The sequence below is a fragment of the Microbacterium tenebrionis genome, from assembly GCF_903645325.1.
GTDB lineage: Bacteria > Actinomycetota > Actinomycetes > Actinomycetales > Microbacteriaceae > Microbacterium > Microbacterium tenebrionis.
On sequence record NZ_CAHJXQ010000003.1, the window covers coordinates 279,620 to 306,521 of the forward strand.

Below are 26,902 nucleotides of genomic sequence, written 5' to 3' on the forward strand. Positions count from 1 at the left end.
TTCGCTCGGTACGGGAACGCTTTTCACCCTATTGCACGCGATCCGCTAGTTCTTCGCGAGCGCTGCACGATCCTCTTCGCTGACGCGCCTGGCGATGACGTCCCGGAGCCCTGGATGCCCCGCGAGGGTCGGGTCCTCGTCGAGGATGATCTCGGCGAGCTCGCGCGCACGCGCGATCAGCTTCGAGTCCTTGACGACTCTCAGCAGGCGCAGCGATGAGCGCACACCGGACTGCGTTGCTCCCAGCACGTCGCCCTCGCCGCGCAGCTCGAGATCGATCTCGGCGAGGGCGAAACCGTCGAGCGTCGCCGCGACCGCATCCACGCGCTCCCGGGCGAGCGACCCCTCCTCCGCTTCCGTGACGAGCAGGCAGAGCCCGGGAACCGAGCCTCGACCGACCCGGCCGCGGAGCTGATGCAGCTGCGAGACGCCGAAGCGATCGGCGTCCAGCACGATCATCGTCGACGCGTTGGGCACGTCGACACCGACCTCGATGACGGTCGTCGCAATGAGCACGTCGATCTCACCGCGGGCGAACGCCTGCATCACGGCGTCCTTCTCATCGGACGGCATCCTGCCGTGCAGCACGGCTCGGCGCAGCGGGCCGACCGTGGGGTGGGTCGCGAGCGCCTGGTCGAGCTGCACGACGCCCCATCGAGGGCCGGCTGCTCCCTCTTCGCTCGGCAGCAGCGCCGCCTCGTCCTCTTCGGCCGGGCCCGACTTCTTCGTCGTGTCGATCGCGGCGCACACGGCGAACACCTGGCGGCCCTTCGCGACCTCTTCCGCGGCGCGGTCCCAGACCCGCCGGAACCAGTCCGGGTGCTCGGCGAGCGGTGCGACGAAGCTCTCGATGCCGGCGCGTCCGGCCGGCATCGTACGGATCACGGAGGTGTCGAGGTCGCCGAAGACGGTCATCGCAACCGTGCGCGGAATCGGGGTCGCGGTGAGCACAAGTGCGTGCGGGCTCGACCCCTTGGCCCGCAGGGCTTCACGCTGCTCCACGCCGAACCGGTGCTGCTCGTCGACGACGACGAGTCCCAGTTCGGCGAACGTCGTCTTCTCCCCCAGCAGCGCATGGGTGCCGACGACGATCAGCGCCTGTCCTGCCGCGACGCGCAGCGCGGCCTTGCGCCGCTCAGAAGCCGACATCTGACCGGTGAGCAGCGTGGGCATGAGCTCGGGCGCGAGCTGCGGACCCAGCATCTTCGTGATGGAGCGCAGGTGCTGCGCGGCGAGCACCTCGGTGGGCGCGATGAGCGCCGACTGTCCGCCGGACTCGGCGACCTGCAGCATGGCCCGGAGCGCCACGAGGGTCTTGCCGGAGCCGACCTCGCCCTGGACGAGCCGGTTCATCGGCCACTCGCCGGTGAGGTCGGTCGCGACCTGCGCGCCGACGGACTGCTGATCGGGAGTGAGCGTGTAGGGCAGCGTCGCGTCGAACCGTTCCAGGAGCCCCCCTGCCTTCGCCGCGCGTGGTGTCGCCGTCAGTGCCCTGACGGCCGCACGCTGCTGCAGCAGCGCTGTCTGAAGGACCAGGGCCTCGTGCATGCGAAGCGTCCGCACGGCGGGGGCGACGTCACTCTTGGTCTCTGGCCTGTGCACCTGGATCAGCGCGGTGCGTGCGTCGAGCAGCCCCTCTGCAGAGCGCACCGATTCCGTCAGCGGATCGGGGACATCGCCGAGCGCGGGAAGCACCTTCTCGACGAGCTCACGGAACTGCCCGCTCTCCACGGCCGACGTCGCCGGGTAGATCGGGATCGGCCGGTGCGCGCGCTCCTCGACCTGGGACTTCCGGTCCTCGTCGTCGTCGAAAAGCTCGTACTGAGGATGAGAGAACTGCGTGACCTCGTTGAACGAGCCCACCTTTCCGGAGAACACGCCCCGGCGTCCGGGGCGCAGCTGATCGCGGCGCCACTCGGCCTGCTTGATCCCCTTGGCGAAGAAGGGCAGCGAGACGCGTCCGTGCCCGTCGCCGATGATCACGTCCGTCATCGCGCCGTTGCGGTTGCGCATCGGACGCGCGGATGACGAGAGCACCTCGGCGACGATCGTCACCGTCTCGCCGACCGGCAGATCGAGGATGGGCGTGAGCTCGGCGGGGTCGGCGTAGCGACGAGGATAGTGCGCGAGCATGTCGCCAACGGTGCGCATCTCGAACGCCCTCTCGAGCTTCTTCGCAGCGGTGCCGCCGATGGCTTCCGCCAGCGGCGTATCGAACGAGAAGACCATGGGTGAAGTCTAGAGAACGCCACGGACTCTCCTAGGCTGGAGAGGTGACGAGGATCATCGCCGGCGACGCGAGAGGGCTCCGCCTCGACGTTCCGGGCTCCGGAACCCGCCCGACGAGCGACCGCGTCCGCGAGTCGCTGTTCGGAGCCCTGGAATCCGCGGATGCCATCGACGGCGCCCGCGTGCTGGATCTGTACGCCGGATCCGGGGCCCTCGGCCTCGAATCTCTCAGCCGGGGCGCTGCGAGCGTGGATCTCGTCGAGCGCGCCCGTCCTGCTGCCGCGATCGTGCGACGCAACGCCGCAGTCGTCGCGAAGGCTCTCTCCGGTGCGGCCGCCCGCGTGCACGAGAGCGCCGTGCTGCCGTTCCTCCGGCGCGCGACGGGCACATGGGACCTCGTCTTCACCGACCCGCCGTACGACCTCGACGACGCTGCGATGACGGCGGATCTCACCGCGCTCGCGCCGCTGCTGTCCGAAGACGCGGTCGTCGTGATCGAACGCGGTCGCAGGTCGACCCCGCCGGACGTGTCCGCCGCCGGGCTCGAGGTCTTCCGCGAGAAGGCTTACGGCGACACGTCCGTGTGGTGGGCTCAGCCCGTCGCGGCATCCCAGTCGCGATAGGGATCCCAGCCGGCGACGTCCACCGGCTCGCCGTCGCAGAGGACGCCGGTCTGTCCCGCCCGCCGCACGGTTCCGATGATCCGGAACCCCGGAGGCAGGACGTCCGGCGGGAATGTCGCCAGCAGCGCGTGGTCCTCACCGCCGGCCAGCGCGCGCTCCGGTTCCGCCCCGAGCGCCGAGCGCGCGAGATCGATCGTGACACCGGATGCCGCCGCCATGCGTCCGGCATCCAGGGCGAGGCCGTCCGAGACGTCCATCATGGCCGTCGCGCCGGCGAGGGCTGCGACCGGGCCGAGGCCGATCGGCGGTGCGGGGCGCAGCTGGGCGGCCACAGCCGACGCCTCGCCCTCGGCGAGCCGTGCGGCATCCACCGGCGTCGGCGTCTCGCCGTCGCGGAATCGGCCGAACAGCACGGCGAGGCCGTGCGCTGCGAGGCCGAGCTCCCCCGCGATCGCGACCGCATCACCGGGCCGGGCACCCGAGCGGGTCACGGCGCGGCGGCCCTCCAGATCGCCGAGCGCCGTGACGGCGATCGTGAGCACGTCGGACACCGTCAGATCGCCACCGACGACCGAGCAGCCGGGCGCAAGCGCCTCACAGGCCGCGCGGAAACCGTCGGCGAGCTGCTCGACGAACGACAGGCGCATGTCACGCGGCACGGCCAGCGCCACGAGAAGCCCGGTCGGCCGCGCGCCCATCGCCGCGATGTCGGAGAGGTTGACCGCCGCCGACTTCCACCCCAGGTCGTAGCCGCTCGACCATGCCAGCCGGAAGTCGGGTCCGTGCACGAGGGTATCGGTGGTCGCGACGACCGAGCCGGAAGGAGCGGCGAGCACGGCGGCATCGTCGCCGGGGCCGAGGATCGTGTGCGAGGCAGGCGCCGTTCGCGCCAGGATGGCGCGCAGAACGGTGCCTTCCGAGACGTCGCCGAGGCGCGGGTCGTCGTCGGAGGAACGAGAGGGCATGCTGTCAAAGGTAGCCTGGAATCATGTCCCGCCGCCTTGCCGCAGCCGCCGTCCTGCTTCTCGGAGCGGGGCTTCTGGCCGGATGCTCCACGACCGTTCATCTCGAGCCGGCCGAGGATGCGAACAACCCGCTCTGCGCCGATGTCACGGTCGGGCTGAACAACGCCGGAAGCATCGCGAATCTGGATCGGCGGTGGACCGACGCGCAGGCGACAGCGGCGTGGGGTGCCGAGGGCGGCGACTCCGCGATCATCCTGCGCTGCGGCGTGACCGTCCCCGGCCCCACGGCCGATCTGCAGTGCGTGACCCTCGAGGGCGTCGACTGGCTGGTCGATGCGTCCGAGACCCCGTTCGTGCGCCTGACGACCTACGGACGCGACCCCGCCGTGCAGCTGTTCATCGACACGGGGGCCGTGAGCTCGAACGATGTCATCAGCAGTCGCGGTCTCGTCGGAGCGATCACGAGCATTCCGGCCGACGGCCGGTGCACGACCCCCGACGAGCTCGACGGCGACGTCCAGGACCTGCTGGATCAGAAGCCGTCGAGCTAGCGCGGTCTCAGCGGCGCAGGCCCGCCTCGATGAGCTCGCTGATGAGGTCGCCATAGCTGAGCCCTGAGGCCACCCAGCACTTGGGGAACATCGAGATCGGCGTGAACCCCGGCATCGTGTTCAGCTCGTTGACGACGAGGCCGCCGGTATCGGCAAGGAACATGTCGACTCGGGCGAGCCCGCGTCCGTCGACAGCCTCGAACGCCCGGATCCCGACATCCTGGATGGCCGCGATCTGCGAGTCCGACAGCTCGGCAGGGCAGACCACGTCGACGCCGTCGCCGCCGAGGTACTTGCCCTCGAAGTCGTAGAAGCCGCGCTCCGTGAGCACGATCTCGCCGGGCAGCGACGCTCGCACGCCGTCCGCGGACTCCAGGATCGCGACCTCGATCTCACGGCCGCTGATCCCCCTCTCCACGAGCACCTTCTCGTCCTCGGCGAACGCGATCTCCAGTGCCGCGTCCAGCTCGTCGAGCGCGTCGACCTTGGAGACCCCGACGCTGGACCCTGCGCGGGCGGGCTTGACGAACACCGGGAGCCCGAGCGCCTCGATCTGCGCGCGCAGCGGGGCGGCATCCCGTGTCCAGGCGGCCCTGCGGATCGTCACCCACGGCGAGACGGCGATGCCGGCCGACTCGAGGACGACCTTCATGAAGTGCTTGTCCATGCACACGGCCGAATCCAGGACACCGCCGCCGGCGTACGGAACCTCCAGCGTGTCGAAGTACCCCTGGATCGTGCCGTCCTCGCCGTGGGTGCCGTGCAGGATCGGCAGGACGACGTCGATCGGGCCGAGGTCGGCGAGTGCGCCGTCGGCCTGCACGACGCGCAGCGTCCTGGTGCCGCCGGGCTCGGGCCAGAGCACGCGCGAGCCGTTGTCGACGACCTCGGGCAGGTGCGCCGCGTCCAGGGCGAACTTCGCCGGGTCGTCGGCCTCGAGCACGAACGCACCCTCCCGCGTGATCCCGACCGGGATCACGTCGTAGCGATCGCGATCAATCGCCTGAAGGACTCCGCCCGCCGTTGCGGAACTGATGGAATGCTCGCTGGAACGCCCGCCGAAGAGCACCACCACCGTCTGCTTGTCCATGATTTCGTCTCTCCTCCTGGGGAGTGTCGTCGTCGGTCGTGAGGTGAGGCGCGATGTCGTGGGGATTCATCCTGCCGTCGAGCACCATCTTCACCTGCTCCACGATGGGCATGTGAACATCGGATTCGCCGGCCAGCTGCAGGATCGGCGCCACGGAGGCCAGACCCTCAGCGGTCTGGTTCATCTGCTTCACGACGTCCTGATAGCTGTACCCCTGCCCGAGCAGGCGGCCGGCGGTGTTATTGCGGCTCAGCGGCGACTGGCAGGTGGCGATCAGGTCACCGAGACCCGCGAGTCCCTGCAGCGTCTCCGGCTGCGCGCCGTTCGCGACGGCGAAATCGGTCATCTCGACCAGACCGCGCGTGATGATCGAGGCCTTGGTGTTCTCGCCGTAGCCGACGCCGTCGACGATGCCAATCGCAACGGCGATGAGGTTCTTGAGGACGCCGCCGAATTCGGTGCCGATGACATCGGTGTTCACGAAGGTGCGGAAGTACGGGTTGCGCGCCGCGCGTGCGATCGTCTCGGCCGTCTCCTGGCTGAGCGAGGCGATCACCGCCGCGGTCGGCTGCTCGCGCGCGATCTCGAGGGCGAGGTTCGGCCCGGACGCCACGGCGATGCGCGCCGGGTCGCAGGCGAGCTCCTGCTCGATGACCTGACTCATGCGCAGACCGCTCGCGCGCTCGACACCCTTCATGAGGCTGACGATCGGGACGTCGCTGTTCTCGATGAGCGGGCGCAGGCCCTTGAGGTTCTCGCGCAGGGACTGGCTCGGCACCGACAGGTAGACCTGGTCCGCGCCCTCGATCGCCGTCGACAGCTCGTGCGTGGCCGTCATCGTACGCGGGAGGTTGATGCCGGGGAGGTACTTCGAATTGCGCTTGCCCTCGGCGATCTCGAGCGCCTGTTCCGGCCTGCGCGCCCACATCGTCACCTGCGCACCACCGTCGGCGAGGATCTTCCCGAAGGTCGTCCCCCAGCTTCCCGCGCCGATGACCGCGACCCGGGGGCCGTGGGAGGCGGAATTCTTACGAGTCAAGGCGACCGGTCTCCTTCTGCCCGTGGTCGGCGGGGTTCCAGCGCTGAGCGGGTGCCTTCTCGTGACGGACCTGCTCCAGCAGTGCCGTGATCGCCGCCATCAGCCGCTCGGTGGCCTCGGTAATCGCCGCCGGTTCGTTCTGGCGGCCCTTCAGATCGCTGAGGTCGACCGGATCGCCGATGATGATGTCGATCGGCTTGCGCGGCGGCCAGAGGCTCAGGCCCTTCTGATACCGTCCCATGATCTTCTGCGTTCCCCACTGCGCCATGGGGATCAGGGGGATATCGCCGGCCATGGCCAGGCGCACGGCGCCGGACTTGCCCCGCATCGGCCACAGGTCGGGATCGCGGGTCAGAGTCCCCTCCGGATAGACGATGACGCCGCGGCCCGCATCGACCAGCTGGCGGGACTGCTCGATCGTCTGCGCGGAAGCCGCGCGCGACGACGACCGCGCCACCGGGATCATACCGGTCGCGCGCAGTGCCGCACCGACCACGGGAACCCGGAACAGGCTCTCCTTCGCCATGAAGCGCGGGGCGCGGCCGAGCCGCCACACCGCCGCCGCGACGATGAGCGGGTCGAACTCGGAGTAGTGGTTGGGGGCGAGGACGAACGAACCGTTCATCGGCAGCTTCTCGCGACCGATGAAGCGCAGCTTCGCCAGGTACGACACGAAAGGAACGATGAGGACAGCGAGCACCCAGAACAGGCTCGGCCGAGACTTCTCCGGCGATGCGGGGGGCATGCGGATCAGCCGATGACGTCGAAGTCGGCGCCGAGGGCGTCGAGCTTGGCGAGGAACTTCTCGTAGCCGCGGCTGAGGATGTCGACCCCCGAGACCTTCGACTCGCCCGTCGCCGTGAGGGCGGCGATGACGTGGCTGTATCCACCGCGCAGGTCGGGGACGACGATGTCGGCCCCGTGCAGCGGCGTCGGTCCCGTGATGACCGCGGCCTGCTCGAGCTCGCGGCGCGGGACGCGGCGCGGACCGTCCTGCAGACCGTGAGGATGCACGACGATGTCCGCACCCATCTTGACGAGCGCCTGCGTGAACCCCATCCGGTTCTCGTACACGGTCTCGTGCACGACTGAGCGGCCCTGCGCCTGGGTCAGCGCGACGACGAGGGGCTGCTGCCAGTCGGTCATGAAGCCGGGGTGCACGTCCGTCTCGACGACGACCGGCCGGATCTCGCCCTCACGACGGAACAGGATGCCGTCCTCGCGGATGTCGAACCATCCGCCCGCCTTGCGGAAGACGTTGAGGAATGTGAGCATCTCCTGTTGCTTCGCACCGCCGACGAAGATCTCGCCGTCGGTGGCGAGCGCAGCCGAGGCCCACGAAGCAGCCTCGTTGCGATCGAAGATCGAGCGGTGGTCGTAACCGCGGAGCTTCTCGACGCCCTCGATGAGGATGACGCGGTTGGGCTCGTAGGAGATGATCGCGCCCATCTTCTGCAGCACGGCGATGAGATCCATGATCTCCGGCTCGATCGCGGCGTTGCGCAGCTCGGTGGTGCCCTCGGCGCGCACGGCCGTCAGCAGCACCTGCTCGGTGGCCCCGACGCTCGGGTACGGCAGATGGATCTTCGCCCCGTGCAGGCGTCCTCCACGCGTGGACAGCCGGATGCCGCTGGGCAGCTTCTCGACGACGGCGCCGAACTTGCGCAGCGCGTCGAGGTGGAAGTCGATCGGGCGGTCGCCGATGCGGCAGCCGCCGAGGTCGGGGATGAACGCCTGACCGAGGCGGTGCAGAAGAGGACCGCAGAAGAGGATCGGGATGCGGGATGCACCGGCGTGCGCGTCGATCTCCTCCATGTGCGCCGACTCGACGTCGCTGGGATCGAGGTGCAGCGTGCCCTCTTCGTCGCCCTCGGTGACGCGGACGCCGTGCACCTCGAGCAGGGAACGCACGACGGCGACGTCGCTGAGGTCGGGCACATCGCGCAAGACGCTGGGCTCTTCTCCGAGGAGGGCGGCGACCATCGCCTTGGTCGCGAGGTTCTTCGCGCCCTTCACATCAACACGTCCGCGCAGCGGACGCCCGCCGCGGATCGCCAGCACATCTCCGGTCAAAGCAATCGCCCCATCCTGGAGGTCAGCGCGCACACTTGTGGTCATTCGATGAGCCTCACTTCGTCTTCACGGTCGCGGCGGTGGCCGCCAGGGCGGAAGTGCCCCAGGCTCACGGTGCTCGGTGTCAGCGGATTCCTGGTCAGCGGACAGGGAGCGTGCGTGGCCGCCACGACTCGCGGCGGGCCTCGAACTGCGCGATCTTCTCTTCGTTGCGCAGCGTGAGCCCGATGTCATCGAGCCCTTCGAGGAGCCGCCATCTAGTGTAATCGTCGACACCGATGGGGGCCTGGAAATCCGCGATCGTGGCGGTGCGCGCCTCGAGATCGACCGTGATGGTCGTGCCGGGGTTCGCGTCGATCGCCGCCCAGATCTTCTCGAGGTCGTCCTCGGAGATCGTGGCGGCGAGCAGCCCCTGCTTGCCGGAGTTCCCGCGGAAGATGTCCGCGAAGCGCGGGCTCAGCACCACCTGGAAGCCGAAGTCGCGCAGCGCCCAGACGGCGTGCTCCCGACTGGATCCGGTGCCGAAGTCGGGGCCGGCGACGAGGACCGAGGCTCCCTGGAAAGCGTCCTGGTTCAGGACGAAATCGGGATCCTGTCGCCACGCGTGGAACAGCGCATCGTCGAAGCCCGTCTTGGTGACCCGCTTGAGGAACACGGCGGGGATGATCTGGTCGGTGTCGACGTTCGAGCGCTTCAGTGGCGCCGCGATGCCGGTGTGCGTCGTGAACTTCTCCATGATCAGACTCCCACCAGCTCCTCGACCGCGACCAGGTCGCTCGGGCTCGACAGCGTGCCGCGCACCGCGGTCGCGGCGGCGACGAGGGGCGACACGAGGTGCGTGCGTCCGCCCTTGCCCTGACGGCCCTCGAAGTTGCGGTTCGAGGTGGAGGCGCAGCGCTCCCCCGGCGCGAGCTGGTCGGGGTTCATGCCCAGGCACATCGAGCAGCCGGCGAACCGCCACTCGGCGCCGAAGTCCTTGACGATCTGATCGATCCCCTCGGCCTCGGCCTCCAGCCGCACACGGGCAGAACCCGGGACGACCATGACGCGCACGCCATCGGCCTTCTTCCGCCCCTGGATGATCGAGGCGAAAGCCCGGAGGTCCTCGATGCGGCTGTTCGTGCAGGAGCCCATGAAGACGGCATCCACGGGCACGTCCTTCAGAGGGGTGCCGGGAGCGAGATCCATGTACTCCAGCGCGCGCTCCGCGGCTGCGCGCTCGTTCGGGTCGTCGATCTCGGCGGGGTCAGGAACAGCGGCCGACAGCGAGCTGCCCTGACCCGGGTTCGTGCCCCAGGTGACGAATGGCTCGAGCTCGTTCGCGTCGATGAAGACCTCGGCGTCGAAGACGGCGCCCTCGTCGGTCGGAAGCGTGCGCCAGTAGGCGACGGCATCCTCCCAGTCCTGGCCCTGCGGTGCGTGCGACTTGCCCTGCACGTACGCAAACGTCGTCTCATCGGGGGCGACCATTCCGGCGCGGGCACCGGCCTCGATCGACATGTTGCAGATCGTCATGCGCCCCTCCATCGAGAGGGCGCGGATCGCGCTGCCGCGGAACTCGAGCACGTACCCCTGCCCGCCGCCGGTGCCGATCTTCGCGATGACGGCGAGGATGATGTCCTTGGCTGTGACGCCCGGGCGCAGTTCGCCCTCGACGGTGATCGCCATCGTCTTGAAGGGCTTGAGCGGCAGGGTCTGCGTCGCCATGACGTGCTCGACCTCGCTCGTGCCGATGCCGAAGGCCATGGCTCCGAAGGCGCCGTGGGTCGAGGTGTGCGAATCGCCGCACACGACCGTGATGCCGGGCATCGTCAGGCCCAGCTGCGGGCCCACGACGTGCACGATGCCCTGCTCCGCGTCACCGAGCGAGTGCAGGCGCACACCGAACTCCTCGGCGTTGCGCCGCAGCGTCTCGATCTGGGTGCGGCTGGTGAGGTCGGCGATCGGCTTGTCGATCTCGAGGGTCGGCGTGTTGTGATCCTCGGTCGCGATCGTCAGGTCGAGACGGCGCAGCGGGCGCCCCTCCGTACGCAGTCCGTCGAAGGCCTGCGGGCTGGTGACCTCGTGCACGAGGTGCAGGTCGATGTAGATCAGATCGGGCTCGCCGTTCTCGCCCTTGACGACGAGATGGTCGTCCCAGACCTTCTCGGCCAGGGTGCGCGGACGGCTCGGGGAAACAGTGGGAGCAGCTTCGGTCATGTCGGTATCTCCAGTATTCGGCGGTTCGGCCACGCTGGACGCCGCGACGAGGAAGGCCTAGTTCGAGGTCTCGTCGCGGCCGCTAAGGAGGAGAACGCACCGCATGTTCGCCAGATTACCACCGCTTCGAGGATCGGCCGTCCTGCGTGACAGGCCCGGGAGCACCGGATCCGACGGGAGGTGCCGCGACCTGGCCCATGGGGCGGCCGGGGCATCAGGGCTGCGGCGGCCCCGGGTGCGGACGCACGGATCCACGCCGTTCCCGTGAGGCGGAGATCAAGCTGGCCACAGTCGCAACCGCCATCGATGCGAAGATCACCCCGAGAGACACCCAGTTGTTGATGTCCGGCGCCCATGCGATCGGGTGCCCGCCGTTGATGAACGGGAGCTCGTTCTCATGCATGGCGTGCAGGATCAGCTTGACGCCGATGAAGCCGAGGATGAAAGCCACGCCGTAGTGCAGGTACTTCAGCTTCTCGAGCAGATCCCCCAGCAGGAAGTACAGCTGCCGCAGGCCCATCAGCGCGAAGAGATTCGCCGTGAAGACGATGAACGGATCCTGGGTGACGCCGAAGATCGCCGGGATCGAATCGACGGCGAACATGAGGTCCGTGACGCCGAGCGCGACGAACACGATGAGCATCGGCGTCCAAATCTTCTTGCCGTTCACCACGGTGCGGATCTTCGAGCCGTCGTACTCGTCACTGATGTCGATGCCGCGGCGCAGCATCCGGACGATGAAGCCCTCGGTCTGCTCATCGTCCTCATGCTTCTCGGGCATCGCCTGCCTGATCGCGGTGAAGACGAGGAACGCGCCGAACAGATAGAAGATCGGGCTCAGATGCTCAACGGCGGCGCCGACGATCAGGATGAAGATCGCGCGCAGGACGAGCGCGATGATGATGCCCACCATCAGCGCCTCCTGCTGGTACCTGCGCGGCACCGAGAACTGCGCCATGATCAGCACGAACACGAAGAGGTTGTCGATCGAGAGGCTGTACTCCATCGCCCATCCGGTGAGGAAGTCCAGCGACGTCTTCGCGTCACCGACGAAGAACAGCACTCCGGCGAAGATCAGCGCCAGCGTCACGTAGAAGACCACCCAGAGCGTGGACTCCTTGGTCGACGGGATGTGCGGCCGCTTCAGGATCAGAAGCAGGTCGGCCACGAGGACGACAGTCAGGACCACGAGAGACGTGATCTCGAACCAGACGGGGATGTTCACGGGCGCGGGGCACCTTTCGAGAGGGTCGATGACGGTCCGAAAGTCTCTCCCCCGCACAATACGCGGCCCGCGCCCGGAACAACACTGCCGTTGCTCGTGATGACGAACGCGGAGATCCGGGATACTCCCTCTCGCTCAGTCGATGGTAGTCGAGGATCCGGACGATGAACGCGTTGCGCGGTCACCCGGCGCGGTCGTGTAATCTGGATGCAGCAAGGGGAGTACTCCGACACGGTCGGCTCGTCATTACGGATGCAGGTCGCATCCCGGGTCACCGGTTCCCGATCGGGAATGGAGAAGACCTTGGCAGTGATTCCGTCACGCCCGGTTTGGAGCTTCTATTGAACATCACCCCCCTCGTCTGGGGCATCACGATCTTCGTCACGATCGCCTTCTTCGTCTACGAGTTCTTCGCTCACGTGCGCAAGCCGCATGAGCCCACGATCGCGGAGTCGGCCCGCTGGTCGGTCTTCTACATCAGCCTCGCTCTGCTGTTCGGTGTCGGCATCGGCATGGTCTCGGGGTGGATGTACGGCGGCGAGTACTTCGCCGGGTACCTCACCGAGAAGGCGCTGTCGATCGACAACCTCTTCGTCTTCCTCATCGTGATGACCGGGTTCGCCGTGCCGAAGATGTATCAGCAGAAGGTGCTGATGATCGGCATCGTGATCGCACTCATCATGCGCGGCATCTTCATCGCCCTCGGTGCGACGCTCATCGAGAGCGGCGCCTGGGTGTTCTATCTGTTCGGTGCGCTGCTGCTGGTGCTCGCGTATCGGCAGGCGTTCAGCCATGGCGACAGCGACCCGACCGACAACTGGTTCATGCGACTGGTGCGCCGGATCCTGCCGGTGACCGACGAGTACCACGGCGACAAGCTCACGGTGAAGAAGGACGGCAAGCGCTGGGTGACGCCGATGCTGCTGACCATCGTCGCGATCGGATTCATCGACCTCGTCTTCGCTTTCGACTCCATCCCTGCGATCTACGGTCTGACCGAGGAGGCGTACATCGTCTTCACTGCGAACGCGTTCGCTCTCATGGGGCTGCGTCAGCTGTACTTCCTCATCGGCGGCCTGCTCGAGCGCCTGGTCTACCTCGCGCAGGGGCTCGCGGTGATCCTCGCCTTCATCGGCGTCAAGCTCGTGTTCCACGCGATGCACGTGAACGAGGTTCCCTTCATCAACGGCGGCCAGCCGATGCTCTGGGCGCCCGAGATCCCGATCTGGTTCTCGCTGCTGTTCATCGGACTGACGATCGCCGTCGCCACCACAGCCAGCCTGCTGAAGACCCGCACGGACGCTCGCCGATCCGTTGATGCCGTCCGTTGATGGACGGGCTGCTCTGGAACATCGCGCTCGTCATCGTCTTCGTCCTGGTGGGCGGTGTGTTCGCCGCGACCGAGATGGCGTTGGTCACCCTGCGGGAGAGCCAGATCAACACGATCGCGGCGCGAGGGCGTCGCGGCTCTAAGGTCGCCTCGCTCGCCCGCAATCCGAACACGTTCCTGTCCGCCGTGCAGATCGGGGTCACGGTCGCCGGATTCGCCTCGGCCGCCTACGGTGCGACCTCGATCGCACCGTCGGTCGTGCCGCTGCTCATGCATTGGGGTCTGTCCGAGCAGTTCGCGGCGACCACCGCGACGATCGCGCTGACGCTCCTCATCGCGTACCTCTCACTCGTCCTCGGCGAACTCGTTCCGAAGCGTCTGGCCATTCAGCGCAACGCGGAGTTCGCGTATGCGGTCGCCCCCGTCCTCGACGGGTTCGCCACGGTCGTCCGCCCTGTGATCTGGCTGCTCTCGGTCTCCACGAACGCGCTCGTGCGTCTGCTCGGCGGAGACCCGCACAAGACCGTCGACGAGCTGAGCGAGGAGGAGTTCCGGGACATCGTCGCGACGCAGCAGGGCATCCCCGACGACGAGCGGCGCATCCTGGATGACGTCCTCTCGCTCCGCGGACGCCAGATCAGCGAGGTCATGCGCCCTCGTCCTGAAGTCGTGGCACTCGACGAGGCGGCGACGATCGCGGATGCCGTCGCCCAGGTCAAGGACCTCCCGTTCTCGCGGTATCCCGTCGCCGACAAGTCGATCGACGACATCGTGGGGTTCGTCCACGTCCGTGACCTGCTCGAGGCCGCTGCCGTGGATCCGGCGCGTCCCCTGGTGAGCCTCATGCGTCCGATCTGCTATCTCCCGTCGACGGCCCGCGTCCTGCCGACCCTCACCAGCATGCGCGCAGACGGACATCACATCGGCGTCGTCGTCGACGAATACGGCGGAACGGACGGGATCGTCACGCTCGAGGATGTCGTCGAAGAGGTCGTCGGCGAGATCTTCGACGAGTACGACACCGCCGCGGATCCGACGACAGCCGGCGGCATCGTCGACGGGCGTCTGAACCGTCAGGACTTCGAAGAGGCGACCGGACTGGTCCTCCCCCAGGGAGCGTCCGACACGATCGCGGGCTTCGTCACAGAGCGATTGGGGCGGCTCGCCGCCGTCGGCGACGCGATCGACGTACCCGGCGCGACGATCCAGGTGACATCACTGGATCGCAGACGCATCGCCGGAGTGCGGGTCACCCTGCACGAGGAATCCGGCGACGACCGAGCCGCGGAGGCCGACTCCTCGAGTCCTCGAGGGGGATGATCACGGATACTGCTCGCGCCGGAGATTTCTGAGACGATGAGGCATCGCGCGACACTCTCCTGTGAGAGACACCGAAGGGAACCGGATGTCGGAGCGTTCTAAGGATCAGGATCTCGCGGCACGAGCCGCGGCGGGCGACGAGAGCGCCTTCCACACGCTGTACCGCGAGCACGTGCGTCCCGTGTATTGGATCGCGCACGGCATCCTGCGCTCCCCCGCCGATGCGGAGGACGTGACCCAGGAGACGTTCGTCACAGCGTGGCGGAAGCTTCCCGGCCTGGAGCTCAGCGGCGAGTCGTTGCTGCCGTGGCTGGCGACGATCTGCCGTTTCCAGGCCGCCAATCGGGTGCGCCGGCGCCGGCACGAGCAGGCGCACACGGCAGACGCTCCCGACGAGAGCATCGCCGACACCGTGGATGTGGAGGATCAGGTGATCACCGCCGCACTCGCAGAGCGCATCGCCGACGAGATCGGCACGCTCAGCGAGATCGATCGGGAGATCTTCCGCCTGTGCGCCTCGGAGGGCTACGCCTATCAGGCCGCGGCGGATGAGCTCGGTGTCACGGCAGGCGCTGTTCGGAACCGTCTCTCACGGGTGCGCTCCCAGCTTCGGGGCGCCGTCGAGGAAGTGAGAGACGCATGAACGATCGGATTCCCGCGGGTTCCGCGGCCGAGCTGCCCGAGCTGCCCCAGGCGAGCATCGACAGGATCGAGAAGGCCGTGCTGTCCGAGATCGCCGCCGACCGGTCGCCGGCGGTCCCCGCTGCCGCCGTGCCGTCGAGGCGTCGCACACGACGCCGCGGATGGCTGACCGCTGTCGGCATCGCCGCGGCCTTCGTCGTCGGCGTCATGATCACCCCGCCCCTTCTGAACGTCACGAACACCACGGCGGGGAGTTCCGGCGATGTCACGTCGTTCGTCTCGGACGGCTCGGCCGGAGGGGCGGCCGACACATCGGCGGGCGACAGCGCCGGCATGGCGGTGCCGGAGGGCGCCTCGATGGATGCCGCCTCCAGCGCCGAGGAGAGCGGGCGGGAGATCATCGCCAGCGCCCAGGCGACGGTACGTGTGAAGGACATAGAGGCTGCAGCGGATGAGATCGCAGACCTCGCGGACGAACACGGCGGCTACGTCGAGGCCACGAACTTCTCGGCTTCCGGCCTGTCGGCGGATGGGAGCACGTCGGATGATGTGAGCATGCCTGCACCGGAGGGCGAGTACGGGTGGGTCAGCATCCGGGTGCCCGCCGAGGATCTCACCGAGGTGATCGCCTCCCTGGCCGACGCGGGCACGGTGCTGTCGTCATCCATGGCGAAGCAGGACGTCACCTCAACGGCCATCGATCTGCGCGCTCGTGTCAAGGCGACTCAGGCGTCGGTCGACCGCCTGACGGAGCTCATGTCGCAGTCCGGTTCGGTCTCCGAGCTCATCGATGCCGAAGTGGCGCTCACCGATCGCCAGGCGGAGCTGGAGTCGTACACGCAGCAGCTCGCCGCACTCGAGGATCAGGTGGCCATGTCGTCGCTGCAGGTGCAGCTGACGAGGGCCGCCACGGTCGAGCCCGCTCAGCCGGCCGGGTTCGGCGACGGGCTGCTCGCCGGCTGGAACGGGCTGATCGTCTCGCTGAACGCGCTGGTGATCGCGGTCGGTTTCCTGCTCCCGTGGCTCGCCGTCGCCGGCGTCGTCTCCCTCGTGGTCTGGTGGATCATCCGCCGACGCAATCGGCGATCGAACCCCGAAGTTCCTTGATCTTCCGCGGTATACAAGGACTCTTGTGAGAACCCTGCCGTCCGCCTAGCACGCTGTCCCGTGCCCTCGAGCAGCAGGTCGGCAGCATCAGCCACCACCTGCGCCCTCGTCATCGCCCTGTCCGGGCTGAACCTCGCCGTGGGGCCCGCAACCGGGATCGGCATCGCACTGCGCGCGCACGGCGAGGGCTGGCGCGCACAGGCCGTCGGCCTCTTCGAGGGGCTGATCGGGCTCGGATCCGCACTCGGCGCCGTGGGCGTTTCCAGGTGGATACCCCGACGCGAGGCGCTGGGCGGCTTCTGGGCCCTCGTCGTGCGGGGAGCCGGGATCATCCTCATCGGCGTCGGTCCGCTGTGGCTGACCGGGGTGGGAAGCCTCCTCATCAGCCTGACCGCCGGTTTCGCCTCGGTGCTGCTCAGCGCGACCTTCGTCGCGACGATCGACACCGCGTACCTGGGACGGATGACCGCGATCACACGCCTCGGAGATGACGTGCTCATGCCGCTGGCGATGGCCGCGTTCGGCGCACTGGCAGCGGCGACCGCTACCTGGATCGCCTACCTCGTGTTCGGCCTGGGGAAGATGGTCGTCCCGCTGAGCAATCCGCGGTTCCGCACGATGGCGCTGCGGACCGAGTGACGGGCGACTCCGGATACGCGAAAACCCCCGGCTGAACCGGGGGTTTTCTGTGTTGTGACCCCAGCGGGATTCGAACCCGCGTTACCGCCGTGAGAGGGCGGCGTACTAGGCCGCTATACGATGGGGCCAGGTCTTGCGGAGCGTTTCCGTCCCGCGACAACCGTTCAAGTATGCCATGAGGTTTTCCGCTCCGCCAAATCGGGGCCGATGCCGCGCGGATCCCGGGCGCGTCCCGCTATGCGCAGCGTTTGCCGACGGCGCCGGAGAGGAGTTGACTCAGCGTATGCGCGTAACGAAGTACGAACATGCCGCCCTCCGCATCGACGAGTCCGGCGACAGCCTCATCATCGACCCCGGCTCGTTCACGACTCCTCTGGACGATCTCTCCGGCGTGGTCGCCGTCGTGATCACGCATGAGCATCCCGACCATTGGACGCCGGAGCACCTCGACCGGATCCTGCGCGCCGTTCCCGGCACGCCGATCTTCGCTCCGGCGGGCGTCGCCACGGCGGCACCCGACTACGAGATCACGGTGATCGCCCCCGGCGACACCGTCACGGCAGGGCGCTTCACGCTGCGGTTCTTCGGCGGTGAGCACGCCGTCATCCACTCCTCGATCCCGCTCGTGCAGAACGTCGGCGTCCTCGTCGACGACGAGCTCTACTACCCCGGCGACTCGTACGCCGTGCCCGAGGGCGTCGAGGTCGATGCCCTCGCAGCCCCGGCCGGCGCTCCATGGTTGAAGATCGGCGAGGCGATGGACTTCGTTCTCGCGGTGAAGCCGCGGCGGGCGTTCGGCGTCCACGACATGACCCTGTCGGTGATCGGCCGCACGATGCACCGCCAGCGCCTCCGCTGGGCGACGGAGCAGAACGGCGGGGAGTTCTTCGAGCTCGATCCCGGCGACGCCCTGGATCTGTGAATCGCCGCCTGCTGCCGGAGCCGACCGAGCGGCTGCGCTTCCGCGAGATGACGCTCACGGATCTCGATCATCTGGCGGATCTCCTCGGCGACCCGGGCGTGATGAGCTTCTACCCTGCCCCGAAGTCGCGCTCGGAGAGCCGCGAATGGATCGAGCGCATGCAGGAGCGTTACGCGGACGACGGACACGGCCTCTGGATCATCGAGACCCACGACGGCGAGTTCATCGGCGACTGCGGCATCACCTGGCAGTCGTACAACGGCATCGCCGTCCGAGAGGTCGGGTACCACGTGCGAGCCGATCGGCAGGGACGCGGATACGCGACGGAGGCCGCGTCGGCGTGCGTCGACCTGTTCCGCCGTGAGTTCGCACCGGGACTGCTCACCGCGATCATCCATCCGCGCAACGACGCATCGCGGCGCGTGGCCGAGCATCTCGGGATGACCCGTATCGCCGATGACCGTGCGCACCCGTGGATCGTGCGCACGGTCATGGGCCTGACCGTCGAGGCTCAGGCGAGCTGAGCCTGCAGCGCGCGGACGCGGAGATCGCGCGCCAGGTGGTCCCGCTGCTCGATCACCAGGCGGCGCAGGGCGCCCGGAGCATCCGTGTTCTCGGCGAGCCAGGCGTCGACCATGGTCAGATCGTCGGATGCCGGGAACAGGCCGACGACGAGGCGACGGGCGAGCTCGATGCTGCGCGTGCTCCAGGCCCCGAGGATGCGCGCGAAGTAGTCGGCGTCCCGGTCCTCGATGAGGTCGCGCCGCCCACCGGCGCGGACGCCGTCGATCGTTGCGCTCAGATGGTCGTTGGTGAGCGATTCGTCGTCCCAGGCGGCATCCCACGCCGCGGCTCGCGCCGACCTGCTCGGTGCCGCCGCGCGTGCCCGGATCGCGGCGGTGCGCCCGCTCGCAGTCGCATCCCGCTCGAGCTCGGCGTCGATGTCGGCGGCGCTCGCCTGCCCGGTCGTCGCGAGCGCCGTCAGCAGAGTCCAGCGCAGATCGGGGTCGATGCGCCCCTCCGGGCCCCGCCCGTCAAGGATCCCCGCGCCTCCCCGCTCGAGAGCTGTCGAACGCGGATGCCGCGGCGAATGCCCGCGCCCACGAGAGCTGCGCGTCGCTCCCCGGGGCAGCGCCGTTCAACGCCGCCCACGTCGTCTCGAGCCAGTCTGCGCGCAGCGCGGAGCGCTCGGACTCGGGCAGATAGTGGCCGATCGAGTACGCGGCATTCGCGATCACCCCGGTCAGCAGCCCCATGTTCTCCTCGGCCGCTGCATGTGCTGCGACGATCGCCAGGTATCGCTTGATCGGCAGCTCGCCGTCGCGCGCGGCGTTCCACAGCGCCGACCAGACCAGTGCACGGGGAAGCGGATCGAGGGTGGACAGTCCCTGCTCCACGGCGTCCACGGAGCGGGCGTCCAGACGAGCCTTGGCGTAGGTGAGGTCGTCGTCGTTGATGAGCACGAGATCGGCGTCCTGGACGCGGATGGGTGTGCGCTCGTCGGCGATGTCGACCTCGATGCTCTCGCGCCGCACCAGCGCGCCTCCGTCGAGGTCGTAGAGGCCGACGCGCAACCGGTGCGGGCGAGGATCGCTCTGCACGAGCACGCGCTCGTCGCCGGCATCCTCGATCCACAGAGTCGACATGCCGCTCGTCTCCAGCCAGGCGCGGGACCAGGCGCGCACGTCACGACCCGAGACGTCCTCGAGCTGGACGAGCAGGTCGTCGAGCGTCGTGTTCCCGAACGCGTGCGCGGCGAAGTACCGGCGCGCGCCCTCGAAGAAGTGCTCCTCCCCCACGAAGGCGACGAGCTGCTTGAGCACGGATGCGCCTTTGGCGTAGGTGATGCCGTCGAAGTTGAGCTTGGCGGCTTCGAGGTCGGTGATGTCCGCGACGATCGGATGCGTCGTCGGCAGCTGATCCTGCTGGTACGCCCACGCCTTGCGGTTCGCGGCGAAGCGCTCCCACGCATCCGTGAACCGCGTCGCCGCGAACGACGCGTGCGAGCCCATGTAGTCGGCGAAGGACTCCTTGAGCCACAGGTCGTCCCACCAGCGCATCGTGACGAGGTCGCCGAACCACATGTGCGCCATCTCGTGCAGGATCGTGTTCGCCCGGGAGCCGCGCTGCGCGTCGGTGGCGGCGCCGCGGGAGAGGTACGCCTCGGTGAAGGTCACAAGGCCCGGATTCTCCATCGCGCCGAGGTTGTACTCGGGAACGAAGATCTGGTCGTACTTGCCCCACGGGTACGGGAAGGCGAACGCATCGGTGAAGAAATCCAGTCCCTGTCGGGTCACCTGAATGATCTCGTCGGCCTCGAGGAACTCCGCCAGCGAGGGGCGGCACAGCACCCCGAGAGCGACCGTCTGATCGCCGCGGGTCCACTCGGCATCGACGCGATGATAGGGGCCCGCCGCGACCGCAGTGATGTAGCTGGATAGAGGCAGGGTGGGAGCGAACTCGACGGTCTGCGCTTCGCCCTGCTCGGCGACGCGGATCGAGCTCTGGTTCGCGAGCACATGCCAGCCGGCCGGAGCGTGGACGACGAATGTGTAGGAGGCCTTCATGTCGGGCTGCTCGAAGCAGGCCATCACCCGACGGGAGTCGGCCGGCTCATACTGCGTGTAGAGGTAGGTCTCACCGTCGACGGGGTCGACGAAGCGATGCAGCCCTTCGCCAGATCGCGAATAGAGGCCGATGCCGTCGATGACGACGGTGTTGGATGCCTGCAGGCCGCTGATGGCGATACGAGCGCCGTCATACACGACGGGGCGGTCGTCTCCGTTGACTGTGACAGCGCGGACCTCGCCGATGAAGTCGATCCAGGTCGCATCCGTGGTCGCATCGAACCGGAGCGTCGTCGTACTGCCGAAGCCGCCGACCTGCGGGTCCGGAGCCTGCCGGATGTCGAGTTCGACGCGGATGTCGCGGACGGTGATGCCGGCCGAACGGGCGGCAGTCTCTTCCCTGGTCAGGTTCGCTGAGCTCATCGTTCCATCGTTTCATGACGGTCCTCCGAATCGGGGGCTGACGATCGAGGGACCATCGGTTAGGCTGAAGCTGTTCGTCCGCCCTCATCTACCTACCCTCTCGGGCCTGTCACGCCGCTTCATCGCCGCTTTCCGGGAGATTCTGACACTGCCGCACCGGTTCAACGCGCGGCTGACGGGTCGATGATCGGCCCACCGAACACCGAAGGAAACACAGCATGGCCACTGGCACTGTCAAATGGTTCAACTCCGACAAGGGCTACGGCTTCATCGCTCCCGATGACGGCTCCGCCGACGTCTTCGCGCACTTCAGCGCGATCCAGTCGTCCGGCTACCGCAACCTCGAGGAAGCGCAGAAGGTCGAGTTCGACACGGAGCAGGGCCCCAAGGGCCCCCAGGCGACGAACATTCGCCCGCTCTGACAAGAGCTTTCCGAGAGGCCCGGCTTCGCGAGACCGCGGGACCGGGCCTCTCTGCGTGCCCGCCGACTTGACTCACCGCCCCGGCAACACGTACATTACAGAACGGTAACGGTCCCACCCGAAGGGATCGACGACGAGCACTCCTGCTCCGCCGGAAGGATCCCCTCACGAGTTCTGCACTGCCCGAGCGCGCGCCCGAATCCGCCTCGGAACCCGCCCCCGTCACGCCTCGGCCGCGATTGCGCCGAGACCTCCGTCGGTCGTCCACTCCTGACGCCCCCCGCGAGGATGCGCCCGTTGCGGCTCAGACCCAGCCCGCAACCGACGCGCAGGCGCAGCCCGTCTCCGCGCCGCAGGAGGCGGCGCCCATCGCCGCATGGCAGGAGGCGCAGCCCGCAGCGCCGCAGGAGGGCGCCGCGTCCGCGAAGCCGTCCCCCACCGCATCCCGCACGGCACGACGTACCGCACCTCGCACGGCGCCCCGCACGCCACCCGCTCCCCCGGCCGCGCCACGGGCCGTCCGCCGCGCCGCCGGGCATCGCCGCCCGTGGGCGAAGGCGAAGTCCTGGGCGCGACGCTGGCCGTCGGCGCGATGATCACCGGCGTCGCCCTCCCCGCCCTCAACCCTGGAGCGGATCCTGTTTCCGCGGCCGACGGCGTGAGCGTCACGACAGCCGCATCCGTCGAAACGCAGTCGTACAGCTCGACCGACGAGATCCGTGCCGAAATCGCGCCGCGCGGCAACTTCTCCGCGACGACCCCTCAGGAGATCGAGGAGACCCGTTCCAAGGCGGTCGCCGCCGCGATCTCCGCCGGCATGCCGCTCGCCAGCGCCGTAGACATCCCGATCGCCGACGAGGTCGTCATGCCGATGGCCGCGGGCACATACTCGTTCACTGACAGTTTCGGCGCCTCGCGCCCGGGCCGTTCGCACCTCGGACAGGACTTCGCCGCCCCGGTGGGGACACCGATCCGCGCCGCGATGGACGGCTGCGTGTCGCGCTCGACCGAGAGCTACCAGGGCTACGGCGTGACGATCCAGATCGAGAGCGTCCTCGACGGCCGTTCAGTGAGCACCGTCTACTCGCACATGGTCAACGGCAGCCGCGCCGTCGAGGTGGGAGACTGCGTCAAGGCCGGCGATTACCTCGCCGATGTCGGTTCGACCGGCTACGTGTTCGGCTCATGCCTGCACTTCGAGGTGCACGTCGACAGCACGCCGATCGACCCGATGCCGTGGCTGTCGGCCAACGTGAAGTAGAGCTCAGCGCTTTCGGAGAACCTGCATCACGCACTGCTCCTCGACCGTGAGATGCTTGCGCGGGCGCATCCGCGACATGGCCGCCCGCACCTCGGGAATCGTGACTCCGTCTTCGAAGGCGCCGAACACGCGGGGATCGATGTAGGCGTTCTTGGTGACCGCAGGGGTATTGCCCAGCCGATCGGCGACATCGGCAACGACATTGCGGATGATCGTCGCTTCCGCGGTGTCATCTTGGCTCTCCACCGCGAGGAGCGCAGACGTGGCGAGCAGCGTGCCGCCCCACGTGCGGAAGTCCTTCGCAGAGAACTCCTCGCCCATGTGGCGCTTGACATAGGCGTTCACCCGCTTGCTATCGACATCACGGATGATGCCGTCCTCGTCGAAGAATCGGAAGATCTCGTGCCCCGGCATCCGCTCGAGCTGGGCGAGCAGGCGGACGAGCTGCGGATCGCGAACGGTCTTCACCTGACGTTTGCCGCTCTTGCCCACGTAGTCGAACGTGACCCTGCGGGAGGTGACATCGGTGTGCTTGCGTCTGAGCGTCGTGACGCCGTAGTGCCCGTTCTTTCTCGCGTACTCGGGGTTGCCGACGCGGAAGAACTCCTGGTCGATCAGCTTGACCACGCAGGCGACGACCTTGTCCTCACCAAGGTGACGGCGCCGCAGGTCCTTCTCCACCTGTTTACGCAGCCGCGGCAGACGCTGGGCGAAGCGCAGGATCCGCGCGAACTTCTCCCTCTCCTGCTTGCGGCGGAAGGCCGGCCCGTAGAGCGTCTGCGTGCGGCCGGCGGCATCGATTCCTCTGGCGAGCACCTTGGAGGTCGAAGACCGCGAGATCTCCACGTCCGTCCACGCCGGAGGTATCGCAAGCTTCTCGATCCTCGCGAGCTCGCGCTTCGCGCTGATCGTCTTCCGTCCGTCGCGGTAGACGAAGCCGCCCGCGCGATGGGTGCGCGTTATCGGGAGGCGGGGCCGTCGGGTCATAGTGCCGAAGCTTACGCTCCCGCCCGGATTCCTGCCGTTGCGGAATGCAACAGCAGAGCGTAGCGTTGCATTAGGCAATACAGCAGGAGGTGCGAGATGGACGACGTGGAGCTCGATCGAAGCAACATCCTTCGCTCACTCGTCACGATCTCGCGGCGCGGAGTGGCCGATGCCCGTAGCGGCGGCACACCGCTGTCGATCACCGACCAGTCGATCGTCGGGTACATCGCCGAACGGCCAGGCGTCCGCTCCACGGACATCGCACAGGACTTCCGCCTCAACCGTTCCACGGTGTCACGGCAGCTCGCAGGGCTCATGAGACTCGGCCTGGTGCGAGAAAGGTCGGACTCCGGCGGGCGCGGTCGCCCCCTGGAGCTCACCGAAGCCGGAGAGCACGCCTACCGCGAGACGCTGAAAGTGCTCCAGCGCGTCATCGACGAGCATCTGACCGGATGGTCCGATGCGGAGATCGCGCGTTTCGCACGCGATCTCGAGCGTTTCAATAAGGAAAGCCTCACAAGGGCGACGAAGAAGGAGAGATCATGAAGAACATCACGGTTCTCGGCACGGGCGTACTCGGGTCGCAGATCGCGTTCCAGACCGCGTTCCACGGCTTCGATGTCGTGGCATACGACATCGATGACGCAGCTCTTGAGCGCGCCGCGGAACGATTCGCCGGGCTGGCCAAGCGGTACGTGGCCGAGGGCGTGGCTGGTGCTGCCGACGGCGCGGCAGATGCCGCGGTCGGACGCATCCGACTCACCGCAGACCTCGCGGACGCGGCCTCGACGGCGGATCTCGTGATCGAAGCCGTCCCGGAGAACCTCGAGCTCAAGCAGGGCATCTATCGGAAGCTCGCCGAGGCGGCACCGGAATCCACCGTCTTCGCGACGAACTCGTCGACCCTGCTGCCCAGCGACCTCGTCGACTCGACCGGACGCCCGGACCGTTTCCTCGCTCTGCACTTCGCGAACGAGATCTGGTCGCACAACACGGCCGAGGTGATGGGCACGCCGGCGACGTCCCCGGAGGTCCGCGCCGCCGTCATCGCCTTCGCCGAGCAGATCGGCATGGTTCCGATCGACATCAAGAAGGAGAAGTCCGGCTACCTGCTGAACTCCCTCCTCGTGCCGTTCCTCGACGCCGCAGCCGAACTCCTCGTCGACGGGATCGCCGAGCCCGAGGCGATCGACGCCACCTGGCGTATCGGGACGGGGGCGCCGGCCGGCCCGTTCCAGATCTATGACATCGTCGGACTCACGACCGCCTACAACATCTCGAGCGTCGGCGGCGAGAAGCAGCAGGCGTTCGCCAAGCTGCTGAAGGAGCAGTACATCGACAAGGGCAAGCTCGGCGTCGCCACCGGCGAGGGGTTCTACACATACCCGAAGGAGAGTTGATCCCCTCTCGGCACTGACGACGATGCCCGGATCACTGACCTTCCTCAGTGATCCGGGCATCGTCGATCGACCGACCTCTTATCTCGCAGCAACCGGCGCGCCTCCCTCTCAGCCGCCGGAGGTTTTCGGAGGACATCGTTCGATCCGCGCCCACCAATGCAAGAGCCCCGGTGATCCATTTGAAGCGGAATCCCGGGGCTATCTGTCTTGCTGGGGTACCTGGACTCGAACCAAGAACAACTGAACCAGAATCAGCCGTGTTGCCAATTACACCATACCCCAAGGGCGAAACCGGAGCTTCGCACCGAGGTACTACTCTACCCGACTTCGGCGAGGCCGCCAAAACGCCAGGGACGGCTCGGGCGCGTCGTGCCGGTCAGCCGCGCAGGTGATCCGCGAGGGCCCGCAACCGCCGCAGCGACTCGTCTTTGCCGAGCAGCTCCATCGACTCGAACAGCGGCGGCGACACGCGGCGGCCGGTGATCGCGACCCGCGGCGGGCCGTAGGCGATGCGGGGCTTGAGTTCGAGCTTCTCGACGAGCGCGCTCGAGAGGGCATCCTGGATCTTCTCCGGCGTGAACTCGTCGACAGGCTCCACGGCCGCCACACAGGCGTCCAGCACCTCGGCCGCGTTGGCCGGCAGCCCCTTGAGCGCGTCGGCCTCGTAGGAGACCTCGTCGACGAACAGGAATCCGAGCATTCCGGGGACGTCGCCCAGCAGCTGCACCCGCTCCTGCACGAGCGGAGCCGCGCGGAACGCGAGCACCAGCTGCTCGTGCGTGGGCTCGTCGAACAGACCGGCCGCAGCGAGGTACGGGATCGTGCGCTCGGCGAAGTCCTTCTCCCCCAGCATCCGGATGTGGTCGCCGTTGATCGACTCGGCCTTCTTCTGATCGAAGCGGGCCGGGTTCGGGTTCACATCGGCGATGTCGAACGCGGAGATGAACTCCTCCAGCGAGAACACATCGCGATCAGGGCCGATCGACCAGCCGAGAAGTGCGAGATAGTTCAGCAGCCCCTCGTGGATGAAGCCGCGCTCGCGGTGCAGGAACAGGTCGGCCTGCGGATCGCGCTTGGAGAGCTTCTTGTTGCCGGTTTCGCCGAGCACGAGCGGCATGTGGGCGAAGCGCGGGACGAACGTCGTCACCCCGGCGTCGATCAGGGCCGCGTAGAGGGCCAGCTGACGGGCCGTGGACGGCATGAGGTCCTCGCCGCGCAGCACATGGGTGATGCCCATGAGCGCGTCGTCGACGGGGTTGACGAAGGTGTACAGCGGGATGCCGTTGGGCCGCACCACGACGAAGTCCGGGAAGGAACCGGCGGGGAAGGTCACCTCGCCACGGATGAGGTCGACGTAGGTGAGGTCCTCGTCGGGCACGCGCAGGCGCAGCGCCGGCTGGCGCCCCTCAGCGCGGAAGGCATCCTTCTGCTCATCCGTGAGATCGCGGTCGTAGTTGTCGTAGCCGAGCTGCTTGGCGCGCCCGTTCGCCTCATTGCGCGCGTCGATCTCCTCCGCGTTCGAGAAGCTCTCGTAGATGGCCCCTGCGGCGAGCAGCTTGTCGATGACCTCGCGATAGATGTCGTGGCGCTGCGACTGCCGGTACGGGGCGTGCGGCCCGCCGACCTCGACGCCCTCGTCCCAGTCGATCTCCATCCAGCGCAGCGCGTCGAGCAGCTGCTGGTAGCTCTCCTCGCTGTCGCGCGCGGCATCCGTGTCCTCGATGCGGAAGACGAGCTTGCCGCCGTTGTGGCGCGCGTACGCCCAGTTGAACAGGGCGGTGCGGATCAGGCCGACGTGCGGAAGCCCCGTCGGGGACGGGCAGAAGCGGACACGAACGTCGGAACCGGATGCGGTCGTGGTGAGGGGATGCGGGGTAACCATAGCCCT

General features: G+C 67.9%; 24 protein-coding genes, 2 tRNA genes and 1 pseudogene. 13 read left to right on the plus strand and 14 right to left on the minus strand.

The features are described from left to right. Positions 1-45: 45 nt before the first annotated feature. A complete protein-coding gene (locus tag HWX58_RS07520; protein ID WP_175986496.1) occupies positions 46-2,229 on the minus strand; it encodes an ATP-dependent DNA helicase RecG in 2,184 nt (727 codons plus the stop codon). A 44-nt stretch (positions 2,230-2,273) separates the two neighbouring features. Here HWX58_RS07520 and rsmD point away from each other — a divergent pair, with 44 nt between their 5' ends. Then, entirely contained in the window at positions 2,274-2,852 is a 579-nt protein-coding gene (gene rsmD, locus HWX58_RS07525; RefSeq protein ID WP_175986502.1) for a 16S rRNA (guanine(966)-N(2))-methyltransferase RsmD, read from the plus strand. Here rsmD and thiL read toward each other — a convergent pair. Next, positions 2,822-3,817 (minus strand): thiamine-phosphate kinase, encoded by a 996-nt coding sequence (thiL, locus tag HWX58_RS07530; RefSeq protein ID WP_175986505.1) that lies wholly within the window; start codon positions 3,815-3,817, stop codon positions 2,822-2,824. The genes rsmD and thiL overlap by 31 nt on opposite strands. A 23-nt stretch (positions 3,818-3,840) precedes the next feature. Between thiL and HWX58_RS07535 the strand changes: the two genes are divergently transcribed. After that, a complete protein-coding gene (locus HWX58_RS07535; protein WP_175986507.1) occupies positions 3,841-4,368 on the plus strand; it encodes a DUF3515 family protein in 528 nt (175 codons plus the stop codon). 7 nt (positions 4,369-4,375) lie between these two features. On the opposite strand, the gene HWX58_RS07540 is transcribed toward HWX58_RS07535, so the two are convergent. The 7 genes from HWX58_RS07540 to HWX58_RS07570 form a co-directional block, all read right to left on the minus strand. Then, positions 4,376-5,458 carry a D-alanine--D-alanine ligase family protein gene (locus HWX58_RS07540; protein ID WP_175986510.1) on the minus strand — a complete coding sequence of 361 codons (1,083 nt, stop codon included), beginning with the start codon at positions 5,456-5,458 and terminating at the stop codon, positions 4,376-4,378. Beyond that, a complete protein-coding gene (locus HWX58_RS07545) occupies positions 5,364-6,497 on the minus strand; it encodes an NAD(P)H-dependent glycerol-3-phosphate dehydrogenase (protein WP_175986512.1) in 1,134 nt (377 codons plus the stop codon). Before HWX58_RS07545 ends, HWX58_RS07540 begins: the two co-directional genes overlap by 95 nt. Further along, on the minus strand, positions 6,487-7,242 hold the full coding sequence (locus HWX58_RS07550) for a lysophospholipid acyltransferase family protein (protein WP_175986515.1): 756 nt from the start codon (positions 7,240-7,242) through the stop codon (positions 6,487-6,489). Before HWX58_RS07550 ends, HWX58_RS07545 begins: the two co-directional genes overlap by 11 nt. A gap of 5 nt (positions 7,243-7,247) precedes the next feature. Beyond that, on the minus strand, positions 7,248-8,615 hold the full coding sequence (murA, locus tag HWX58_RS07555) for a UDP-N-acetylglucosamine 1-carboxyvinyltransferase (RefSeq protein WP_175986517.1): 1,368 nt from the start codon (positions 8,613-8,615) through the stop codon (positions 7,248-7,250). Positions 8,616-8,709: 94 nt separating this feature from the next. After that, positions 8,710-9,306: a 3-isopropylmalate dehydratase small subunit gene (gene leuD, locus HWX58_RS07560; protein ID WP_175986520.1), complete on the minus strand. Its 597-nt coding sequence runs from the start codon at positions 9,304-9,306 to the stop codon at positions 8,710-8,712. Between the two features lie 2 nt (positions 9,307-9,308). Next, positions 9,309-10,769: a 3-isopropylmalate dehydratase large subunit gene (gene leuC, locus HWX58_RS07565; RefSeq protein ID WP_175986523.1), complete on the minus strand. Its 1,461-nt coding sequence runs from the start codon at positions 10,767-10,769 to the stop codon at positions 9,309-9,311. A gap of 214 nt (positions 10,770-10,983) precedes the next feature. Next, positions 10,984-11,994, minus strand: coding sequence for a TerC/Alx family metal homeostasis membrane protein (locus HWX58_RS07570; RefSeq protein ID WP_175986525.1), 1,011 nt, complete (start codon positions 11,992-11,994; stop codon positions 10,984-10,986). A gap of 341 nt (positions 11,995-12,335) precedes the next feature. Between HWX58_RS07570 and HWX58_RS07575 the strand changes: the two genes are divergently transcribed. The 5 genes from HWX58_RS07575 to HWX58_RS07595 all read left to right on the plus strand — a co-directional run bounded on the left by HWX58_RS07575 (position 12,336) and on the right by HWX58_RS07595 (position 17,032). Beyond that, on the plus strand, positions 12,336-13,325 hold the full coding sequence (locus tag HWX58_RS07575) for a TerC family protein (RefSeq protein ID WP_175986528.1): 990 nt from the start codon (positions 12,336-12,338) through the stop codon (positions 13,323-13,325). Beyond that, entirely contained in the window at positions 13,325-14,644 is a 1,320-nt protein-coding gene (locus tag HWX58_RS07580; protein WP_175986530.1) for a hemolysin family protein, read from the plus strand. Before HWX58_RS07575 ends, HWX58_RS07580 begins: the two co-directional genes overlap by 1 nt. Before the next feature lie 85 nt (positions 14,645-14,729). Next, positions 14,730-15,287, plus strand: a complete 558-nt coding sequence (locus HWX58_RS07585; RefSeq protein ID WP_175986532.1) for an RNA polymerase sigma factor — start codon at positions 14,730-14,732, stop codon at positions 15,285-15,287. Then, on the plus strand, positions 15,284-16,393 hold the full coding sequence (locus tag HWX58_RS07590; protein ID WP_175986535.1) for a DUF4349 domain-containing protein: 1,110 nt from the start codon (positions 15,284-15,286) through the stop codon (positions 16,391-16,393). Before HWX58_RS07585 ends, HWX58_RS07590 begins: the two co-directional genes overlap by 4 nt. Before the next feature lie 60 nt (positions 16,394-16,453). After that, positions 16,454-17,032, plus strand: a complete 579-nt coding sequence (locus HWX58_RS07595) for an MFS transporter (protein WP_175986537.1) — start codon at positions 16,454-16,456, stop codon at positions 17,030-17,032. 55 nt (positions 17,033-17,087) lie between these two features. Here HWX58_RS07595 and HWX58_RS07600 read toward each other — a convergent pair. Further along, a tRNA-Glu gene (locus tag HWX58_RS07600) sits at positions 17,088-17,160 on the minus strand. Between the two features lie 155 nt (positions 17,161-17,315). Between HWX58_RS07600 and HWX58_RS07605 the strand changes: the two genes are divergently transcribed. Beyond that, a complete protein-coding gene (locus tag HWX58_RS07605; RefSeq protein ID WP_175986540.1) occupies positions 17,316-17,954 on the plus strand; it encodes an MBL fold metallo-hydrolase in 639 nt (212 codons plus the stop codon). Next, on the plus strand, positions 17,951-18,478 hold the full coding sequence (locus HWX58_RS07610; protein ID WP_284690602.1) for a GNAT family N-acetyltransferase: 528 nt from the start codon (positions 17,951-17,953) through the stop codon (positions 18,476-18,478). The genes HWX58_RS07605 and HWX58_RS07610 overlap by 4 nt, the downstream gene beginning before the upstream one ends. Here the strand turns inward: HWX58_RS07610 and pepN are convergent. Beyond that, positions 18,466-20,944: pseudogene (gene pepN / locus HWX58_RS07615) on the minus strand (aminopeptidase N). The gene HWX58_RS07610 and the pseudogene pepN overlap by 13 nt on opposite strands. Before the next feature lie 218 nt (positions 20,945-21,162). Between pepN and HWX58_RS07620 the strand changes: the two are divergent. Together HWX58_RS07620 and HWX58_RS07625 are read left to right on the plus strand one after the other, a co-directional pair. Next, entirely contained in the window at positions 21,163-21,366 is a 204-nt protein-coding gene (locus HWX58_RS07620; protein WP_175986543.1) for a cold-shock protein, read from the plus strand. Between the two features lie 376 nt (positions 21,367-21,742). Further along, the gene (locus tag HWX58_RS07625) at positions 21,743-22,627 is read left to right on the plus strand and encodes a M23 family metallopeptidase (RefSeq protein ID WP_250646144.1); all 885 of its coding nucleotides are present in this window, start codon (positions 21,743-21,745) and stop codon (positions 22,625-22,627) included. A 3-nt stretch (positions 22,628-22,630) separates the two neighbouring features. On the opposite strand, the gene HWX58_RS07630 is transcribed toward HWX58_RS07625, so the two are convergent. After that, the gene (locus HWX58_RS07630; RefSeq protein WP_175986545.1) at positions 22,631-23,614 is read right to left on the minus strand and encodes a DNA topoisomerase IB; all 984 of its coding nucleotides are present in this window, start codon (positions 23,612-23,614) and stop codon (positions 22,631-22,633) included. Between the two features lie 96 nt (positions 23,615-23,710). On the opposite strand from HWX58_RS07630, the gene HWX58_RS07635 reads away from it, so the two are divergent. After that, positions 23,711-24,160: a MarR family winged helix-turn-helix transcriptional regulator gene (locus HWX58_RS07635; protein ID WP_175986548.1), complete on the plus strand. Its 450-nt coding sequence runs from the start codon at positions 23,711-23,713 to the stop codon at positions 24,158-24,160. Beyond that, a complete protein-coding gene (locus HWX58_RS07640) occupies positions 24,157-25,014 on the plus strand; it encodes a 3-hydroxyacyl-CoA dehydrogenase (RefSeq protein WP_175986550.1) in 858 nt (285 codons plus the stop codon). Before HWX58_RS07635 ends, HWX58_RS07640 begins: the two co-directional genes overlap by 4 nt. A 210-nt stretch (positions 25,015-25,224) precedes the next feature. Here the strand turns inward: HWX58_RS07640 and HWX58_RS07645 are convergent. Together HWX58_RS07645 and gltX are read right to left on the minus strand one after the other, a co-directional pair. Further along, positions 25,225-25,296 (minus strand) — tRNA-Gln (locus HWX58_RS07645). 94 nt (positions 25,297-25,390) lie between these two features. Beyond that, the gene (gene gltX, locus HWX58_RS07650; RefSeq protein ID WP_175986553.1) at positions 25,391-26,896 is read right to left on the minus strand and encodes a glutamate--tRNA ligase; all 1,506 of its coding nucleotides are present in this window, start codon (positions 26,894-26,896) and stop codon (positions 25,391-25,393) included. Positions 26,897-26,902 lie beyond the last annotated feature (6 nt).

Excerpts from the sequence above, each read along its gene's own strand:
- HWX58_RS07520 (WP_175986496.1), bottom strand. The coding sequence starts at position 2,229 with ATGGTCTTCTCGTTCGATACGCCGCTGGCGGAAGCCATCGGCGGCACC.
- thiL (WP_175986505.1), bottom strand. The coding sequence starts at position 3,817 with ATGCCCTCTCGTTCCTCCGACGACGACCCGCGCCTCGGCGACGTCTCG.
- HWX58_RS07535 (WP_175986507.1), top strand. The coding sequence starts at position 3,841 with ATGTCCCGCCGCCTTGCCGCAGCCGCCGTCCTGCTTCTCGGAGCGGGG.
- HWX58_RS07540 (WP_175986510.1), bottom strand. The coding sequence starts at position 5,458 with ATGGACAAGCAGACGGTGGTGGTGCTCTTCGGCGGGCGTTCCAGCGAG.
- HWX58_RS07550 (WP_175986515.1), bottom strand. The coding sequence starts at position 7,242 with ATGCCCCCCGCATCGCCGGAGAAGTCTCGGCCGAGCCTGTTCTGGGTG.
- murA (WP_175986517.1), bottom strand. The coding sequence starts at position 8,615 with ATGACCACAAGTGTGCGCGCTGACCTCCAGGATGGGGCGATTGCTTTG.
- leuD (WP_175986520.1), bottom strand. The coding sequence starts at position 9,306 with ATGGAGAAGTTCACGACGCACACCGGCATCGCGGCGCCACTGAAGCGC.
- leuC (WP_175986523.1), bottom strand. The coding sequence starts at position 10,769 with ATGACCGAAGCTGCTCCCACTGTTTCCCCGAGCCGTCCGCGCACCCTG.
- HWX58_RS07580 (WP_175986530.1), top strand. The coding sequence starts at position 13,325 with ATGGACGGGCTGCTCTGGAACATCGCGCTCGTCATCGTCTTCGTCCTG.
- HWX58_RS07585 (WP_175986532.1), top strand. The coding sequence starts at position 14,730 with ATGTCGGAGCGTTCTAAGGATCAGGATCTCGCGGCACGAGCCGCGGCG.
- HWX58_RS07590 (WP_175986535.1), top strand. The coding sequence starts at position 15,284 with ATGAACGATCGGATTCCCGCGGGTTCCGCGGCCGAGCTGCCCGAGCTG.
- HWX58_RS07605 (WP_175986540.1), top strand. The coding sequence starts at position 17,316 with ATGCGCGTAACGAAGTACGAACATGCCGCCCTCCGCATCGACGAGTCC.
- HWX58_RS07620 (WP_175986543.1), top strand. The coding sequence starts at position 21,163 with ATGGCCACTGGCACTGTCAAATGGTTCAACTCCGACAAGGGCTACGGC.
- HWX58_RS07625 (WP_250646144.1), top strand. The coding sequence starts at position 21,743 with ATGGCAGGAGGCGCAGCCCGCAGCGCCGCAGGAGGGCGCCGCGTCCGC.
- HWX58_RS07630 (WP_175986545.1), bottom strand. The coding sequence starts at position 23,614 with ATGACCCGACGGCCCCGCCTCCCGATAACGCGCACCCATCGCGCGGGC.
- HWX58_RS07635 (WP_175986548.1), top strand. The coding sequence starts at position 23,711 with ATGGACGACGTGGAGCTCGATCGAAGCAACATCCTTCGCTCACTCGTC.
- HWX58_RS07640 (WP_175986550.1), top strand. The coding sequence starts at position 24,157 with ATGAAGAACATCACGGTTCTCGGCACGGGCGTACTCGGGTCGCAGATC.
- gltX (WP_175986553.1), bottom strand. The coding sequence starts at position 26,896 with ATGGTTACCCCGCATCCCCTCACCACGACCGCATCCGGTTCCGACGTT.